The 15,277-nt window shown below is 69.3% G+C and carries 12 protein-coding genes; 1 reads left to right on the forward strand and 11 read right to left on the reverse strand.

Going from position 1 to position 15,277, the window contains the following annotated elements:
• Window positions 1–108: 108 nt before the first annotated feature.
• From yjfF to WMF28_RS16470, 7 genes are all read right to left on the reverse strand, one after another.
• Window positions 109–1,104, reverse strand: coding sequence for a galactofuranose ABC transporter, permease protein YjfF (gene yjfF, locus WMF28_RS16440; RefSeq protein ID WP_437603186.1), 996 nt, complete (start codon window positions 1,102–1,104; stop codon window positions 109–111).
• The gene (locus tag WMF28_RS16445; RefSeq protein ID WP_437603187.1) at window positions 1,101–2,159 is read right to left on the reverse strand and encodes an ABC transporter permease; all 1,059 of its coding nucleotides are present in this window, start codon (window positions 2,157–2,159) and stop codon (window positions 1,101–1,103) included. The genes yjfF and WMF28_RS16445 overlap by 4 nt, the downstream gene beginning before the upstream one ends.
• A complete protein-coding gene (locus WMF28_RS16450) occupies window positions 2,156–3,679 on the reverse strand; it encodes a sugar ABC transporter ATP-binding protein (protein WP_437603188.1) in 1,524 nt (507 codons plus the stop codon). Before WMF28_RS16450 ends, WMF28_RS16445 begins: the two co-directional genes overlap by 4 nt.
• Window positions 3,680–3,829: 150 nt before the next feature.
• Entirely contained in the window at window positions 3,830–4,771 is a 942-nt protein-coding gene (locus WMF28_RS16455) for an ABC transporter substrate-binding protein (protein ID WP_437604265.1), read from the reverse strand.
• Between the two features lie 113 nt (window positions 4,772–4,884).
• A complete protein-coding gene (locus tag WMF28_RS16460; RefSeq protein ID WP_437603189.1) occupies window positions 4,885–5,583 on the reverse strand; it encodes an L-ribulose-5-phosphate 4-epimerase in 699 nt (232 codons plus the stop codon).
• Window positions 5,584–5,593: 10 nt separating this feature from the next.
• On the reverse strand, window positions 5,594–7,099 hold the full coding sequence (gene araA, locus WMF28_RS16465) for an L-arabinose isomerase (protein ID WP_437603190.1): 1,506 nt from the start codon (window positions 7,097–7,099) through the stop codon (window positions 5,594–5,596).
• An 11-nt stretch (window positions 7,100–7,110) separates the two neighbouring features.
• Complete coding sequence (locus WMF28_RS16470) at window positions 7,111–8,802, reverse strand: ribulokinase (protein ID WP_437604266.1); 1,692 nt, start codon at window positions 8,800–8,802, stop codon at window positions 7,111–7,113.
• A 187-nt stretch (window positions 8,803–8,989) separates the two neighbouring features.
• On the opposite strand from WMF28_RS16470, the gene WMF28_RS16475 reads away from it, so the two are divergent.
• The gene (locus WMF28_RS16475) at window positions 8,990–9,979 is read left to right on the forward strand and encodes a LacI family DNA-binding transcriptional regulator (RefSeq protein WP_437604267.1); all 990 of its coding nucleotides are present in this window, start codon (window positions 8,990–8,992) and stop codon (window positions 9,977–9,979) included.
• A 34-nt stretch (window positions 9,980–10,013) separates the two neighbouring features.
• On the opposite strand, the gene WMF28_RS16480 is transcribed toward WMF28_RS16475, so the two are convergent.
• From WMF28_RS16480 to WMF28_RS16495, 4 genes are all read right to left on the reverse strand, one after another.
• Entirely contained in the window at window positions 10,014–10,598 is a 585-nt protein-coding gene (locus tag WMF28_RS16480; RefSeq protein WP_437603191.1) for a hypothetical protein, read from the reverse strand.
• Window positions 10,577–11,980: a M64 family metallopeptidase gene (locus tag WMF28_RS16485; protein ID WP_437603192.1), complete on the reverse strand. Its 1,404-nt coding sequence runs from the start codon at window positions 11,978–11,980 to the stop codon at window positions 10,577–10,579. The genes WMF28_RS16480 and WMF28_RS16485 overlap by 22 nt, the downstream gene beginning before the upstream one ends.
• 91 nt (window positions 11,981–12,071) lie before the next feature.
• On the reverse strand, window positions 12,072–13,502 hold the full coding sequence (locus tag WMF28_RS16490) for a DUF1552 domain-containing protein (RefSeq protein WP_437603193.1): 1,431 nt from the start codon (window positions 13,500–13,502) through the stop codon (window positions 12,072–12,074).
• 2 nt (window positions 13,503–13,504) lie between these two features.
• Window positions 13,505–15,217 (reverse strand): DUF1592 domain-containing protein, encoded by a 1,713-nt coding sequence (locus WMF28_RS16495; RefSeq protein ID WP_437603194.1) that lies wholly within the window; start codon window positions 15,215–15,217, stop codon window positions 13,505–13,507.
• Window positions 15,218–15,277 lie beyond the last annotated feature (60 nt).

The raw sequence follows: 15,277 nt of genomic DNA on the forward strand, positions 1-15,277 counted from the left end.
GTCGTGAAACTATTGATTCCCGCGCGAGTTCAAGACAACCATCGCACGAGCGCAAAGGCCTGTTGGCGCAACACGTGCTCGAATGGCGCCCCCATCATCCCGCCCGTGTCATGCCGGCCGGGCGCTCCGCTGGAAGAGCCGCTGGAGCAGGCAGGAGACCAGGAGGAGCAGACCGATGACGATCTTGGTCCACCAGGAGCTGAGGGTGCCCTCGAACATGATGAGGGTCTGGATGGTGCCGTGGATGAGCACGCCGAACAGGGTCCCGACGACCGTGCCGAAGCCGCCGGTCAGCAGGGTGCCGCCGATGACGACGGCGGCGATGGCATCCAGCTCCATGCCGCCGGCGTGCAGCGCGTAGCCGGACACCATGTAAAACGTGAAGGCGACGCCCGCCAGCGCCGAGCAGAACCCGCTCAAGGTGTAGATGAGCACCTTGGTCCTCGGCACCGGGAGGCCCATGAGCAGGGCGGACTGCTCGCTCCCGCCGATCGCGTAGACCGTGCGGCCGAAGCGCGTGTAGTGCGCGAGGTAGATGGCCGCGGCGAACAGCACCAGCGCGATGACGACGTTCCAGGTGATCGACGTGTCGAACAGGAAAGGGATGCGGCGCGACGAGACGTCGACGTAGAAGCCGTGGGTGATCGTGATGGATTCGATGCTGATGAGGTAACAGAGCCCGCGAGCCAGGAACATCCCCGCCAGGGTGACGATGAAGGCCTGGACCTCGAAGTACTGGATGATCACCCCCATCACGAGGCCGATGCCCGCGCCCATGGCCAGGACGAGCGGGATGACCACGGCCGGGCTGACGCCGTGGTGCTCGACGAGCGACGCCGAGACCATCGTGGTCAGCGCGATGACCGAGCCGACCGAGAGATCGATCCCGCCGGAGAGGATGACGAAGGTCATCCCGATGGCGGTGATCGCCAGGAACGCATTGTCGATGAAGAAGTTGAGGAACACCTGCAGCGAGAAGAACCCCTCGAACAGGCACGACCCGGCCCCGAACATGAGCGCGAAGAGGCCGATGGTGACGGCGAGCGGCAGGTGCCGCGGGTGGATCCGGACGGACCGCCTGGTCGCGGCTGCGATGTTGCTCATGGTACGGCCACTCTCCCTGCACGCTGCTTTCCGATGAGATCCCTGACCTTCTGCGACTGCAGGATGCTGACCAGGAAGACGACGATGGCCTTCACCACCAGGTTGACCTCGGGCGGCACGCCGACGGAATAGATCGTCGTGGTGAGCGTCTGGAGGATGAGGGCGCCGATGACGCTCCCCGCCAGCGTGAACCTGCCCCCGGAGAGCGACGTCCCGCCCAGGACCACGGCCAGGATGGCGTCGAGCTCGAAGAGCAGCCCCGCGTTGTTGCCGTCGGCGCTCTTGACGTTCGAGCTCACGATGAGCCCGGCGATGCCGGCGCACAGGCCGCACACGGCATAACAGGCGAAGGTGATCGAGCGCGCGCGGATCCCGGCCAGCCGCGAGGCGACCGGGTTCACGCCGATCGCCTCGACGAACATGCCGAGCGCGGTCTTGCGGGTCAGGAGCCAGAGGGCGGCGCCCACGCCTGCCACGATGAACAGCGAGACAGGGATCCCCAGCAGGAAGCCGTTCCCGATGACATGGTAAGGACCGTAATAGATCGTGAGGATCTGGCCGTTCGTGATGAGCTGGGCGACGCCCCGGCCCATGACGAGCAGGATCAGGGTCGCGATGATCGGCTGCATGCCGAGCAGCGACACGAGCGCTCCGTTCCACATGCCGAAGACCAGCGCCACGCCGAGCGCGCCGCCGATGACGATCGACAGCGGGAACTGCGTCACGTCCTCCATGCCGGTCCCGCCGCGCAGGGCCAGCTCGCCGCCGATCAGCGCCGCCGCGACCGCGCCCGAGATGGCGACGACCGCGCCCACCGAGATGTCGATGCCGTGGGTGGCGATCACCAGGGTGAGACCCATGGCGATGATCATGAGCGGCGCCGCGCGGTTCAGGATGTCGATGACGCTGCCGTACAGGTGGCCGTCCTTGACCGTGATCGCGAAGAGCTGCGGGTTGGTGACGAGGTTGAAGAGGAGCAGGAGGCCGAGCATCGCCGTCGGCCAGAAGGCGCTTTTCCGGGTGAGCCGGCGCAGGGAGGCGGCCGCCGCGCTCACGCGTGACCTCCCGCGATGATCCGGTACACCGCCTGCTCGTTTGTCTCGCCGGTGGCCAGGTCGGCCACCTTGCGCCTGTCGCGCAGGACGACGACCCGGTCCGAGTAGCGCAGCGCCTCGGCCATCTCGGACGAGACGAACACCACCGCCATGCCCAGGTCGCAGAGATCCATGACCTGGCCCATGATCTCGCCCTTGGCCGCCACGTCGATGCCGCGGGTCGGCTCGTCGAGGATGAGCATGCGCGGGTCGGTCGCCAGCCAGCGGGCCAGGAGCGCCTTCTGCTGGTTGCCGCCGCTCAGCTTGGAGATGGGCACCTCCGCGTCGGCCGCCACGATGCCGAGCCGCTGGATGTACGTGCGGGCGATCTCGTCCTGTCGTCCGCGAGACAGGTTGCGGAAGATGCCGCGCTTGGCCTGGAGGGCGACGACGATGTTCTCGCGCAGCGAGAGGTCGCCGAGGATGCCCTCGAGCTTCCGGTCCTCGGGGCAGAAGCCGAGCCCGCGCGCGATCGCGTCGAGCGGCGAGCCGATGCGCGCCTCTGCGCCGCCGATCTCGATGGTGCCCTGGTCCGCCCTGTCGATCCCGAACAGGAGCCGCACCGTCTCCGACTTTCCGGCGCCCAGGAGACCGGCGATGCCGAGCTCTTCCCCCGGCCTCACCTCGAGGTCGATGTCCCTGACCGAGCCTTTCTTGCCGAGGCCGCGTGCCCGCAGGAAGGGCGCCTCCACGACGGCCGGCTTCGCCGCCCGGGCGCGCTCGGCCCGGGTCGGGCCCTCGTCGGCGACGTCGCGCCCGACCATCTTCGTGACGAGATCCATGCGCGAGAGCTCCGCGGCCAGGTACTCGCCGACCCGCTGGCCATTCCTCAGCACCGTGATCCGGTCGGAGATCTCGAACACCTGGTCGAGGAAGTGCGTGATGAACAGGACCGCCATCCCTTGCCCCGTGAGGCGCCGGATGACGGAGAACAGCGTCTTGACCTCGTCCTCGGCCAGGCTCGATGTCGGCTCGTCGAGGATGAGGATCTTGGCCCTGGCGCTGAGCGCGCGCGCGATCGCGACGATCTGCTGGACGGCCAGGGAGAAGGCCGAGAGCGGCGCGGCGACGTCGATGTGGACGTTGAGGTCCGACAGCAGGGCGGCGGCCTTCCGGCGCATCTCCCCCCACCGGATGGCGAAGGGGCTTTCGCCCTCATGCCCGAGGTAGATGTTCTCGGCGACCGACAGGTTGGTGCACAGGTTCACCTCCTGGAACACGGCGCTGATGCCCGCCCGCTGCGCGCCCTGCGGGCTCGACGGCCTGATCTCCCGGCCATCGAGGAGGATCTGCCCGCCGTCCGGGGGGTGGACGCCGGTGATGACCTTGACGAGGGTCGACTTGCCGGCGCCGTTCTGCCCCATGAGCGTGTGCACCTCTCCCGGCAGCAGGCGGAAGTCGACGGACAGGAGCGCCTGCACACCCGGGAAACTCTTGGAGATCCGCTTCATCTCGAGCACGGGCACGACGTCGCTCCCCATGGCTCCCATCCTCCCGGCGCCGAGATCGCCGCCGCGCGCGCCCGGACAGCGCTGTCAACCGAACCGAGGCCAGGGCGGGAAGAAGCTCCCCCCCCTGTCCCCCGGCCTTCCCGTGAAACCTCGATGGGCAGATGAGCGCGCCCCCGCCGCTCAGTACTTGCGCTTCGGGAGCTCCTGGGCGGCGGTCTCCATGGGGAAGACGCCCTCCTCGGTCACGATGCGCTTGGGCAGCGTCTTGCCTGCCACCACGTCCTTGACCGCGCTCATGAGCTGCGGCCCGAGCAGGGGGCTGCACTCGACGGTCACGTTGAGCTTGCCGGCCATCATCGCCTCGAACGCGCCCTTCACCGCGTCGATGGAGATGACGAGGATGTCCTTGCCCGGGCGGAGGCCGGCCTCCTCGATCGCCTGGATCGCGCCGATCGCCATGTCGTCGTTGTGGGCGTAGAGGACGTGGATGTTCTTGCCCTCCGCCTTGAGGAACGCCTCCATGACCTCCTTGCCCTTCGCGCGGGTGAAGTCGCCCGTCTGCGAGCGGATGATCTTGAGCTCGGGCCTGTCCTTGATGATCTCCTCGAACCCCTTCTTGCGGTCGATCGCGGGGGCCGAGCCGACGGTGCCCTGCAGCTCGACGATGTTGACGGGGTCCTTCTGATCCTTCGTCTTCTCGACCAGCCACTTCGCCGCGCGGCGGCCTTCCTCGACGAAGTCCGAGCCGATGAAGGTGACCCAGAGGCTCTCGTCCTTCACGTCCACGGCGCGATCGGTAAGGATGACCGGGATCTTGGCCGCGCTGGCCTCGCGCAGGACGGGCTCCCAGCCGGTCTCGACCACGGGCGAGAAGGCGATGACGTCGACCTTCTGAGCGATGAACGACCGGATGGCCTTGATCTGGTTCTCCTGCTTCTGTTGCGCGTCGGAGAGCTTGAGGTCGAGCCCGGCCTCCTTGGCCGCCTCCTCGATCGATTTTGTGTTCGCGGTCCGCCACTCGCTCTCGGCGCCGATCTGGGAGAACCCGAGCGTGATCTGCTTCTTTTCCTTCTGACAGCCCAGCCCGGCCAGGATCAGCGCCAGCCCGGCCAGCGCCACCATCGTCGTGGCGACAAAATTGCTCCTCTTCAAGGCGCAGCTCCTTTCATCGTGTCCATCGCCCCGTCTCCCGGGGCACCTTGGTCGTCCTCGCCGTCGTCCCGCGACGTCCGGCGTCACTTCTGGCCGTAGTACGCGCCCTTCCCGTGTTTCCGGTCGAAGTGCTTGCGCACGAGCGCCTCGGGCAGGCGCGCGGCGCCCGGGTGGATCGCGCGGGTGATGAACGCCATCCTCGCGATCTCCTCGAGCACCACGGCATTGTACACCGCCTTGTCGGCGTCCTCTCCCCACGCGAAGGGGCCGTGCCCCGCCACGAGCACCATCGGTGTGTGGATCGGGCTCCGCTCCCTGAAGCACTCGACGATCTGCTTCCCGGTCTCCGTCTCATAGTCGCCCTGCACGGCGTCCGCGCGCATCACCTCGGTGCACGGCACGTCCTCGGCCAGGTGATCCGCGTGCGTCGTACCGTAGATCGGGATCGGCGTGCCTGTCTGCGCCCAGCTCGTCGCGTAGGTCGAGTGCGTGTGCACGACGCCGCCCACCCCGTGGAAGCTGGCGTACAGCACGATGTGCGTCCGGGTATCCGAGGAAGGGCGGAGCTTGCCCTCCACCACGTTCCCCTCCAGGTCGACCACCACCATGTCGTCGGCCGATAGCCGATCGTACGCGATGCCGCTCGGCTTGATGGCCAGGACGCCCCGGTCGCGATCGAACGCCGAGACGTTGCCGAAGGTGTAGATGGCGAGCCCCCGGCGCGGGATCTCCAGGTTCGCCTCCCAGGCGCGCTCGCGCAGCTCTCGATAGGTCGTGCTCACATCCCGGCCCTCAGTGCGCCATCCGGTAGGCGAGGTCGTTCCAGCGGAGCTCGTTCTTGAGCGCGCGGATCTCGGTCCCCTCGCCGATGCAAACCACCTCCACGCCGGCGATGGAGGCGAAGTCCTCCACGTGCGCCATCGTCAGGGCGCGGCTGTGCGCGCAGTGATGGGCGCCCCCGGCCAGGATCCACGCCTCGCACGCGAGCTTGAAATCCGGCCTGGGGATCCACACCGCGCGCGCCACCGGCAGCTTCGGCATCGCCCTGTCGGGCGCCACCGCCTCGAGCTCGTTGGCGACGATCCGCATGCGGCCGCGCATGTCAACCATGGCGACGTTCACCGCGGGCCCGGTCCCGGCGTCGAAGACGAGCCGGCAAGGGTCCGCCTTGCTGCCGATGGAGAGCGGGTGGATCTCCAGCGACGGCTTCCCCGCGGCGATCGAGGGACAGATCTCGAGCATGTGGGCGCCGAGGACGCGCTCCTTCCCCTGGACGAGGTGATAGGTGTAGTCCTCCATGAAGGAGACGCCCCCGCGCAGGCCGGCCGACATGACCTTCAGGGCGCGGACCAGGCCGCAGGACTTCCAGTCGCCCTCCGCCCCGAAGCCGTAGCCGTCGGCCATGAGGCGCTGCACCGCGAGGCCGGGGAGCTGCTTGAGCCCGTGCAGGTCCTCGAAGGTCGTGGTGAACCCGCCGAAGCCGCCCTCCTCGAGGAAGGAGCGCATCGCCGCCTCCTGCCTCGCCGCGTACCGCAGCTCGCCGCGGCGATCTCCGCCCTTCCTCAGGGCGGGTGCGACGGAGTACGCCTCGTCGTACTCCGCCACCAGGCGGTCGACCTCGCGCTCGTCGACGTCGGCGATCCGCCCCACGAGATCGCCTATGCCGTAGCCGTTCACCGACCAACCGAGCTTGACCTGCGCCTCGACGCGATCGCCGCCGGTGACGGCCACCTCTCTCATGTTCATGCCGCCGAAGCGGGCGATCTTGAGCCGCCGCGCGTCCAGGATGGCGCAGGCGGCGCGCGCCCAGACGTCGAGCTTGGCGAGGACGTCGTCGTCCATCCAGTGGCCGACGACGACCTTCCGGTCGATGCGCAGGCGAGCGCCGATGTACCCGAACTCGCGGTCCCCGTGGGCCGACTGGTTCAGGTTCATGAAATCCATGTCGATGCTGTCCCAGGGGAGCTCGCGGTTATACTGCGTGTGCAGGTGCGCGAGCGGCTTCTCCAGGCGCAGGAGCCCCGCGATCCACATCTTCGCGGGCGAGAACGTGTGCATCCACGTGATCACGCCGGCGCACCGCGGCGTCGCGTTGGCCTCGCGGCAGACGGCGAGGATCGCCTCCGGGCTCTTGAGCGTCGGCTTCCAGACGACCTTGACCGGGAGCTTGCCGGAGGCGTCGAGATGCGCGGCGATCTCCCGCGCGTGCTCGGCGACCTGCTTCAGCGTCTCCTCGCCGTAGAGGTCCTGACTGCCCGTCAAGAACCACACCTCGAAGCTCTCCCGAAGTTCTTTCATCGCGACCCTGCTCATTGCGTCAGCTCCCTCTCCACGAACGACCCGAGCGCGACATAGTCCCGATAGAGCGCGTCATAGCGCCTGGCGCGCTCGGGATCCGGCCGATACCGGGCCTCGGTCCCGGGCGACATCGCGCGCTGTGCGTCCTCGATCGTGGCGTGCAGGCCGGCGGCCGTGGCGGCGAACATCGCCGCGCCCAGGGCCACCGGCTGCTCGCCGGCGCGGACCTCGACGGTCATGTCGAGCACGTCCGCCAGGACCTGCATGGTGAAGGGGCTCTTCCGCGCGACCCCGCCGACGCCGATGACGCCGTCGATGCGGAGCCCCTCGGACCGGAAGCGCTCGACGATGGAGCGCGAACCGAACGCGATCCCCTCGGCGAGCGCGCGGTAGATCCGCGGAGCGTCGGTGGCCAGGTCGAGGCGGACGAGGGCGCCCTTGAGCCGCTGGTCCGCGTCCGGGGTCCTCCGCCCGTTCAGCCAGTCGAGCGCCATCACCGAGCTCTGAGCCGGCGGGATCTCCGCGGCCGCCCTCTCCAGCTCGGGGATGATCCGGTCGATGACCTCCTCGGCGATCGCCGCGCGCGGCGCCTCCCCGTGCGAGCCCCCGGCGCCGGGGAGGGCAGGGGGGATGGCGAGGAGCGGCCAGCTGAGGAGCCGCTTGAACCAGGCAAAGACGTCACCGAAGGCGGACTGCCCCGCTTCGTAGCCGATCGCGCCGGGGAGGATCGAGCCGTCGACCTGGCCGCAGATCCCGGCGACGAGGACCTCCGGCGCGCCCGTCTTCGGGACGACGAGCATATCGCACGTGCTCGTGCCCATGACCTTGAGCAGGTGGTGCGGCTGGATATCGCCGCCGACCGCGCCCATGTGCGCGTCGAACGCGCCGACGGCGACGACCACGTCGCCCGGGATGCCGAGCCTCTCGGCCCACTCCGGCGAGATCGTCCCGAAGGGCGCGTCCGCGGTCCAGGTCTGCGCGCCGAGCGTGGCCCTGAGCGCGGGCAGGCGCGGATTCAGCCTCGCCAGGAACTCGTTCGACGGATAGCCGTCGAACGCCGCGTGCCACATCGCCTTGTGGCCGGCGGCGCAGCGGCTCCGCTTGATCCGCCCGAGGTCGTCTGTGCCGGTCAGGACGGCGGGGATCCAGTCGCAGTGCTCCAGGACGGTGACCGTCGCGCGCGCGACCGCCGGGTTGGCCTCGATGACGTGGAGCACCTTGGCCCAGAACCACTCGGCGGAGTACACGCCGCCCTCGAATTTCGTGTAATCCACGCCGCCCCAGGTCCGGGCGACCTCGTTGATCCGCGCCGCTTCGGCCACGGCGGTGTGGTCCTTCCAGAGAAGGAACATCGCGTCCGGGTCTTCCTCGAAGCCGGGGCAGAGCGCGAGAGGCCGGCCCGTCGCGTCGGCCAGGACCGGCGTGGATCCGGTGGTATCGACCGCGATCCCGCGCACGCGCGCGGCGACGTCGCTGCCCGCCTGGCTCAGGGCCGAGCGGACAGCCGCCTCCATGGCATGGAGGTAGTCGAGCGGATGCTGGCGGAACCGGTGCGCGTGTGGGTCGCAGTAGAGCCCTTGCGCCCAGCGCGGGTACGGCGCGACCGCAGCCCCCGCGAGCCCGCCGTCGCTCGCGTCCGCGACGACCGCGCGAACGGAGTCGGTGCCGAAATCGATGCCGATGACGAAGGTCCCGATGCCCATGACGATCCGCTGCAAGGTGAAGCCGAAGCCAGAAAAGTATGGCCCGAAACAGAATGTGAACGTTCACACGACGGATGTCAATTCCAATCGGTCCGTCTACGGCTATTCTCCCGCCCTGATGACGGACAAGGTGGATAGGTTGCTTCCGGAGCGCCGCGTCAAGAGGGGCGGGCGCCGGGCTGCGGTCATGGTGGACGTGGCCAAGCTCGCAGGCGTCTCGTATCAAACGGTGTCGCGGGTCCTGCACGACAGCCCGCATGTGCATCGCGACACGCGGGAGCGGGTGCTCGACGCGATCCGCCAGCTGGACTACCGGCCCAGCTCGGTGGCGCAGGCGCTCGTCACCGGGCGGTCGCGGACGCTGGGCGTGGTCAGCTTCGACACGACGCTCTACGGTCCGGCGTCGACCCTGCTCGGGATCGAGGACGCGGCGCACGACGCCGGCTACGGCATCAGCATCGCGAGCTTGAAGTCGCTCAGCCGCGCGCCGGTGGTGGAGGCCGTGCAGCGGCTGTGCGATCAGGGGGCGGACGGCATCGTCGTCATCGCCCCGCAGCGCTCGGCGGTGGACGCGCTCCGCCATCTCACGTCCGACGTCCCGGTGGTCGCCGTCGAGGGCGGGCCGGACGATTCGTTCCCGGTGGTCGCCGTCGATCAGCTCGGGGGCGCGGTGGCCGCGACGCGGCATCTCCTCGACCTGGGGCACCGGACGGTGTGGCACATCGCCGGCCCGCCCGAGTGGCTCGATGCCGACCAGCGCATCGACGGCTGGCGCTCGGCGCTGACGGCGGCCGGCGCCGAGATCCCGCCTCTGCTGCGCGGCGACTGGAGCGCGCGCTCCGGCTACGCGCTCGCCCCGCAGCTCGTGCGCACGCCGGGCATCACCGCCGTGTTCGTGGCGAACGATCAGATGGCGCTCGGCCTGCTGCGCTTCCTCCACGAGATCGGGCGCGAGGCGCCGCAGGACATCAGCATCGTCGGCTTCGACGACATCCCGGAGGCGGCCTACTTCACGCCCCCGCTCACCACCGTCCGCCAGGACTTCTCCGAGCTGGGACGCCGGTGCCTCCACCTCCTGCTCGACCAGATCGAGAGCGGCCAGCGCTCCTCGTCGCGCGTCGTGGTCGAGACCGAGCTCGTCCTGCGCAAGAGCACCGCCGCCCTCAGACACCCGTGAGCCCGCGGGGCGGGGACCTGCGAGCGTTCACATTTCAACGCCCTTCGAGGCAGATCGTGCGCACGAAGCGCCTCACGGTCGAGGCGCGATGCTCGGCGTAGTAGCCCTCCGCTGCCGCTCTCGACGCCTCGCCGGGCACCTCGAGGCAGTCCGCGATGATCTCGTAGCCGTCCTGGAGCGGGTCCGAGTCCCTGGGGTGCGCGCGACGAACCTCGTGCACGAGCTCGCGCATCCGCGCCCCGCTCCGCGCGCTCATCGCGTCGTTCAGCAGCGCGATCAGGCCGTTCTCATGCTGGATCTCGAGGTGACGCGGCGTGACCGGGTGAGGGTGAGCGGGGCCGTCGTGTCGGTCGTCGGGGCTCGGCCCGATGACGGGCAGGTCGAGGGCCGCCGCGGCGACCTCGGCGCTGCCGAGCGCCGCGGGCGGTCCGGCCGACGCGCGGCGCGACGCTCCCTCGCGCGGCGCCTCCTCCCGCGACGTCTCCTGCCGAGATGAAGGCAGCCGTCGTCCATCGGGCTCTCGCGAGCGATGGACGACGTAGAGCGCCGCGCCGAGGAGCATCAGCGCGGCCACGACCCAGCGCCCGCGCGTCGACCTCACGGGATCGTCACCGTCCATGTCACCGTCTCTTGCGAGCGGAGCCAGCTGTCTCGACCCCAGCAGGGATCGATGTAACGGGGGTTCGTCGAGGGCGGCGGGTCGAGGCACTCCCCGCTGCGGTAGCGCACCCACTCTTCGCCGGCGTTGTCGTAGGCCCTGGCGACGATGGTGTGAGTGCCCGGGGCGAGGCCCGCCGCGGCGACGTTGTAGACGGGGCCGCCGTCGGTCGCGATCACGTCGCCGTCGAGCGTCCAATCGACGCTGATGACCTCGGGATCGATCACGTTGACCGCGAGCGTCGCCGGGGCCGTGACGGTGCCAGCGGGTGGATCGGTCGAGTCGATCGGCTTGACGCGCATCCAGATGTCCATGATGATCTTCTCGCGCGAGACCGGGTTGAAGCTCGTGTCCTTGTTGTCTCCAAACAGGCTGTTCATCATCGAGTTCGAAGACGGGCGGTACTGCCCGCTGTCGACATAGCGGCTGCCGACGAAGGTGCCCTGGATGCCCGTGGCGTCGGCGGCGTCATGGCCCAGCCACTTGTCCCATTTGCCCGCCGTCGTCGTGCAATCGCTCGTCGAGTTCACCTCGACGTACTCGGTGCCGCTGCCGCTGCACGTGTTCGCGCCGCAGCTCGAGCCCGTCGCCTTGGCGCAATACTCGTCGGCCAGCTGATGGAAGCCGTGGCCACCTTCATGCAGGGCCGCTCCGGCGGCCTCCGGATGCGCGCCGGACCAGAGCATCCACGACGCGCCCGTGTTCCACCAGCGATTGTTGTTCAACACGATGGCGTGCCAGTCGACCTCGAGATCATCGGGGAGGTTCGCCTTGAGCGCGTCATCCGCCGCACGGGTATCGCAGTCTGCGAGGCGGCTCTCATCGTCGCCCGAGCAGCCGAGCGCTCCTGGGACGCCGTTCGAGGGGCTGACCAGCTTGATGGCGCAGATGTTGACGAACTTGCGATATCTGCCGTACGGCTCGCCGATCGGGCTGCTGAAGCGCAGGTCCATCGCCGCCTCGACGTGCTCGATGTACGTGGTGTTCACGGTCGTGGCGTCGTAGCCGTCGCCCAGGATGACGTAGTTGACGCGGTTGACCGGTGGGCCAGCGCTCTCGATGGTCACGCCATTCGTGCCGCAATCGAGGACGTAAGCGGAGCCGCCTCCTCCATCGCCGCCGGGGACGAAGGCTCCCCCGGCGCCCGTGCCGGCAGAGCCGCCCTGGGCCGCGCCGCCCGAGCCGCCCGAGCCGGGACTGCCGCTGCCTGCTGCCCCGCCGCCGGCAGAGCCGCCCTCCGACGTACCGCCGCCGTCCGTCGTCGCCGTGCCGCTGCCGGGGGCCTCGCCGCAAGCGCAGAGCGCCACAAGACTCACGACGCGCAGCATGCAGCTCGATTTCATCGCTCTCGCCTCACGATCTCTCGCCGGTTGCAATGCCAAACGGGAACCGGGAGCCTGCGCCGCAGGTGCGTGTGAGCCCTGCGGCCTCCGCTCACCCGAACAGCCCCTCGATCGCCGTGGTCCGCTGGTCGCTGTCCCCCATCACGAGATCCGGGACACCGAAGGCGGCCGCGCACGCCATCCACACGTCGTTGGTGGAGCGGAGGCCGCGATTGCGGTTGGTCCACACCTGCCCGCCGCGCAGCTTGGTGCCCTCGCCGCCGAACAGCAACCACGGCATGTTGTCCCAGTTGTGCGTTCGCGTCCCGACCTCCGTGATGTAGGGGACCAGCGTGCTGTCGAGCAGCCTCCCGCCGGCCACGTCCTCCGTCTCCGCGAGCTCCTGCAGAAAGCCGGCGACGTGGCCGGCGTAGAACTCTTCTACCCGCGTGAGGAACTCGAGCGTGTCGCGCGTATCGGGATCGTGGCTCGTGGTGTGGTGCACCTTGAAGATGGAGGAGTCGGGGGGCCACAGCTCGCCGAAGCTCACGTGGTTCGTGCCAGGGGCCCACTGGAACGTGACCACGCGCGTCAGGTCGCAGCGGAAAGCGGCCTTGATCACGGCGAAATGCAGGGCGCCGATGCGCGCGTGCTTCACGTCGTCGCGCTCCGAGACGACGTGCGAGCTCTCGTAGGGATCGATGTGCCCGCTCACGTCGATGGTCTCTGGCTCCTGCGGGACGCCGCAGGACGCGGGATCCCTCGGGGCCGCGTCAAACTCCTTCTCCACCTCGCGGATGGCGGCGGCGTGCCCCTCCAGCGCATCTCGCTGCGAGCTCGGCGCGAGGCTCTGAAGGCGCTTCAGGTCCTTCATCGCGAAGTCGAGCACGCTCTTCTTCTCCAGGCGCGCCCGCGCCAGGGCATCCAGGTTGTCGTCCGTCGGGCCGCCCGGCATCAGCGTGCCGAACACCCGCCGGTACGCCTCGAGCGGCTGGTAGTAGGGCTTCATCGGCGCGCGCGGGCCCGAATAGGACATGTGGCGGGTCGACACCTCGGGCGTGTCGGCGCGGTTGTCGCAAGAGACCTGGAGCGATGCGATGGGGGGGCCCTGCAGCTCGAGCGACTGCTTCACGAGCAGCTGGTCGATGCTCGGCCCCTCGGCCATCGGATCGTCACCGCCGTTGCCCGGATACAGCTGCTTGGTCCGCTGCCCCGTGGCCATCAGCACCGTTCCGCGCTCGTGGCCGCCGCCGACGGACCCATCGAAGGGCAGCTTCAGATCGCGCATCACGACCATGCGAGCCTTCATGGGCGCGAACGGGTCGAGGATGCGGGAGAGCGTGAAGTCGGTCCCGTCCCCTTGCGGCCAGAAGTTCTGATACACGGTGCCGACCGGGCGCTGCACGATCAGCAAGCGCTTCGGCGCCGTCGCGCCCTCCGCGGCCGACTCGAGGCCCTTGAGCACCGTGACGAGGCCCGCGGCGGCGCCGATGCCTTGCAGGAAGCGGCGGCGAGACCATGCATAGGATAGGTTGTAGCGCACAGTCAATTCCCCTTGGCGCGCTCGGTCAGCGCCGGCGATGTCACGATGGCTCTCACGACGTTGGGTAGTGTCCGCTGGCCCTCCGGCAGCGTCGCGATCACGCGCTCGACCTGACAGGCGCGGGGCGTGAGCGTGTCGTCGTCCGTGCCGTAGGTCAGGAGGTGCCGCGTGACGCAGGTGGCGAATCCATCGGTCTCCGCGACGGCGTCGATGAACTCGACGGCGCTCGCGTAGATCCCCCCGATGTCGCCCCTGCCGGTCAGGTCGACGCGCGCGTCGATCGGCTCCCCATCGACGGTGTCGCGGTACCGGCCGACCGGATCGTACTGCTCGAGCAGCAGGCCGAACGCGTCGAACTGGTTGTGACACCCCGCGCAGGTGGCGTTCGCGGCGCGCGCGTCGGCGCGCTCGCGCTCGCTCAGGTCGGCATCGAGCAATTCCTGGATCGCGTCCGCGACCGACTCCGGGGGCGCGCCGATCTTCCCCATGCAGAGCAGCGCCCCGTGCACGAAGAGCCCTCGCGCGACGACGCTCGTGTTGTCGGTCCGGGACAGCGCCGCGAGCAGACCGGGCTGCGTGAGGATCCCGGCGCGCTCATCGGCCGGCAGCGTGACCCTCGCGAACTCCTCCGGGTCCGCGCCCGTGTGCTCCACGCCGTAGACCTGCGCGAGCAGACCGTTCACGAACGTCTCCCTCGAGGTGAGCAGGGCCGACACGTCCGCGCCGCGGTTCCACAGGAGCTCCTCCAGGAGCAGCTCGGTCTCGTGGAACATGCTTGCCTGGAGAGCGGGGGTGTACTCGGGGAAGAGCCCTGGATCCTTCACCGTGCCGAACAGGTTGCTGAGCCCCCACGCCGCGATCAGCGTGGTGCTCAGGCTGCGGCGCGTCTCGGGCTTCTCGAGCAGGCGCTCGGTCTGGCGCATCAGCTCCGCAGGGTCGTTCAGGGCGCCGGAGTCGGCGGCGGCGGCGAGATCTGCGTCCGGCAGGCTGTCCGTCAAGAAGAACGAGAGCTCGCTCGCGGTCTCGTGCGCCGAGAGCTTCACCACGTCGCCGTCCGCGCCGTCGCCGAGCTCGGTGCGGTAGGAGAAAGAGGGCGACGCAAGGATCGCCTCGACAGCGAGCGAGACGCCGCGTTCGTAGCTCGTCTCGCTCCCGAGGCGAACCACGGACCCCAGGTTGTCGAGCTCCGTCGCGTCCATCGGCCGGCGGAACGCCCGCTGCGCGAACCGCGTCAGGAACGCCGTGGCGCAGGCGTCGTCTCCGTCAGGGGCGCAGCCGGTCACCTGCTCGAAGCGCCCCGCGAGGCTCTCGGCCGCATAGGCGGCCCTCGCGAGCCGCGTATGCACGAGGGAGGTCCCGGCCACGACGCCCTTCTTGGCAAACGGCTTCGTCCGCGCGTCCGGCGCCTGGTCCGGCTCGATGGCCTCATCTCCCAGGAGATCCCGGATGGCGTTCGAGAACTGCAGATCGGCGAGCAGCACGATCCGTCGCTCCAGTCGCGGGTTGCACAGGCCGTCTCCGCTCCCCGAGGGATTCCCTTCGCCGCCCGGGGAAATCGCGCCATCACCGAGCTCGCCAACGCACCCTGTAACAAGGAGCGAAGCGCATGCGACCATCCCCCGCAGTCGAGAGGCGAGCTTGCTGCGAGTGAACGTTTCCACCTCCGGGCGCTCGTACGCGACGCTCGGATCAGGAACGCGAGTGGAAAGTTTCATGACTTCGGCTGCGCGAAATCGGTCCTCGAGGCGCCTTGGAGCTTTGTCGCGAGCGGGCTC

It is taken from the genome of Sorangium sp. So ce590 (assembly GCF_051521365.1).
GTDB lineage: Bacteria > Myxococcota_A > Polyangia > Polyangiales > Polyangiaceae > Sorangium.

Bases quoted from the DNA above. Each gene is read 5' to 3' on its own strand.
- yjfF (WP_437603186.1), bottom strand. From the start codon at position 1,104: ATGAGCAACATCGCAGCCGCGACCAGGCGGTCCGTCCGGATCCACCCG.
- WMF28_RS16450 (WP_437603188.1), bottom strand. From the start codon at position 3,679: ATGGGGAGCGACGTCGTGCCCGTGCTCGAGATGAAGCGGATCTCCAAG.
- WMF28_RS16455 (WP_437604265.1), bottom strand. From the start codon at position 4,771: ATGGTGGCGCTGGCCGGGCTGGCGCTGATCCTGGCCGGGCTGGGCTGT.
- araA (WP_437603190.1), bottom strand. From the start codon at position 7,099: ATGAAAGAACTTCGGGAGAGCTTCGAGGTGTGGTTCTTGACGGGCAGT.
- WMF28_RS16470 (WP_437604266.1), bottom strand. From the start codon at position 8,802: ATGGGCATCGGGACCTTCGTCATCGGCATCGATTTCGGCACCGACTCC.
- WMF28_RS16475 (WP_437604267.1), top strand. From the start codon at position 8,990: ATGGTGGACGTGGCCAAGCTCGCAGGCGTCTCGTATCAAACGGTGTCG.
- WMF28_RS16480 (WP_437603191.1), bottom strand. From the start codon at position 10,598: ATGGACGGTGACGATCCCGTGAGGTCGACGCGCGGGCGCTGGGTCGTG.
- WMF28_RS16485 (WP_437603192.1), bottom strand. From the start codon at position 11,980: ATGAAATCGAGCTGCATGCTGCGCGTCGTGAGTCTTGTGGCGCTCTGC.
- WMF28_RS16495 (WP_437603194.1), bottom strand. From the start codon at position 15,217: ATGAAACTTTCCACTCGCGTTCCTGATCCGAGCGTCGCGTACGAGCGC.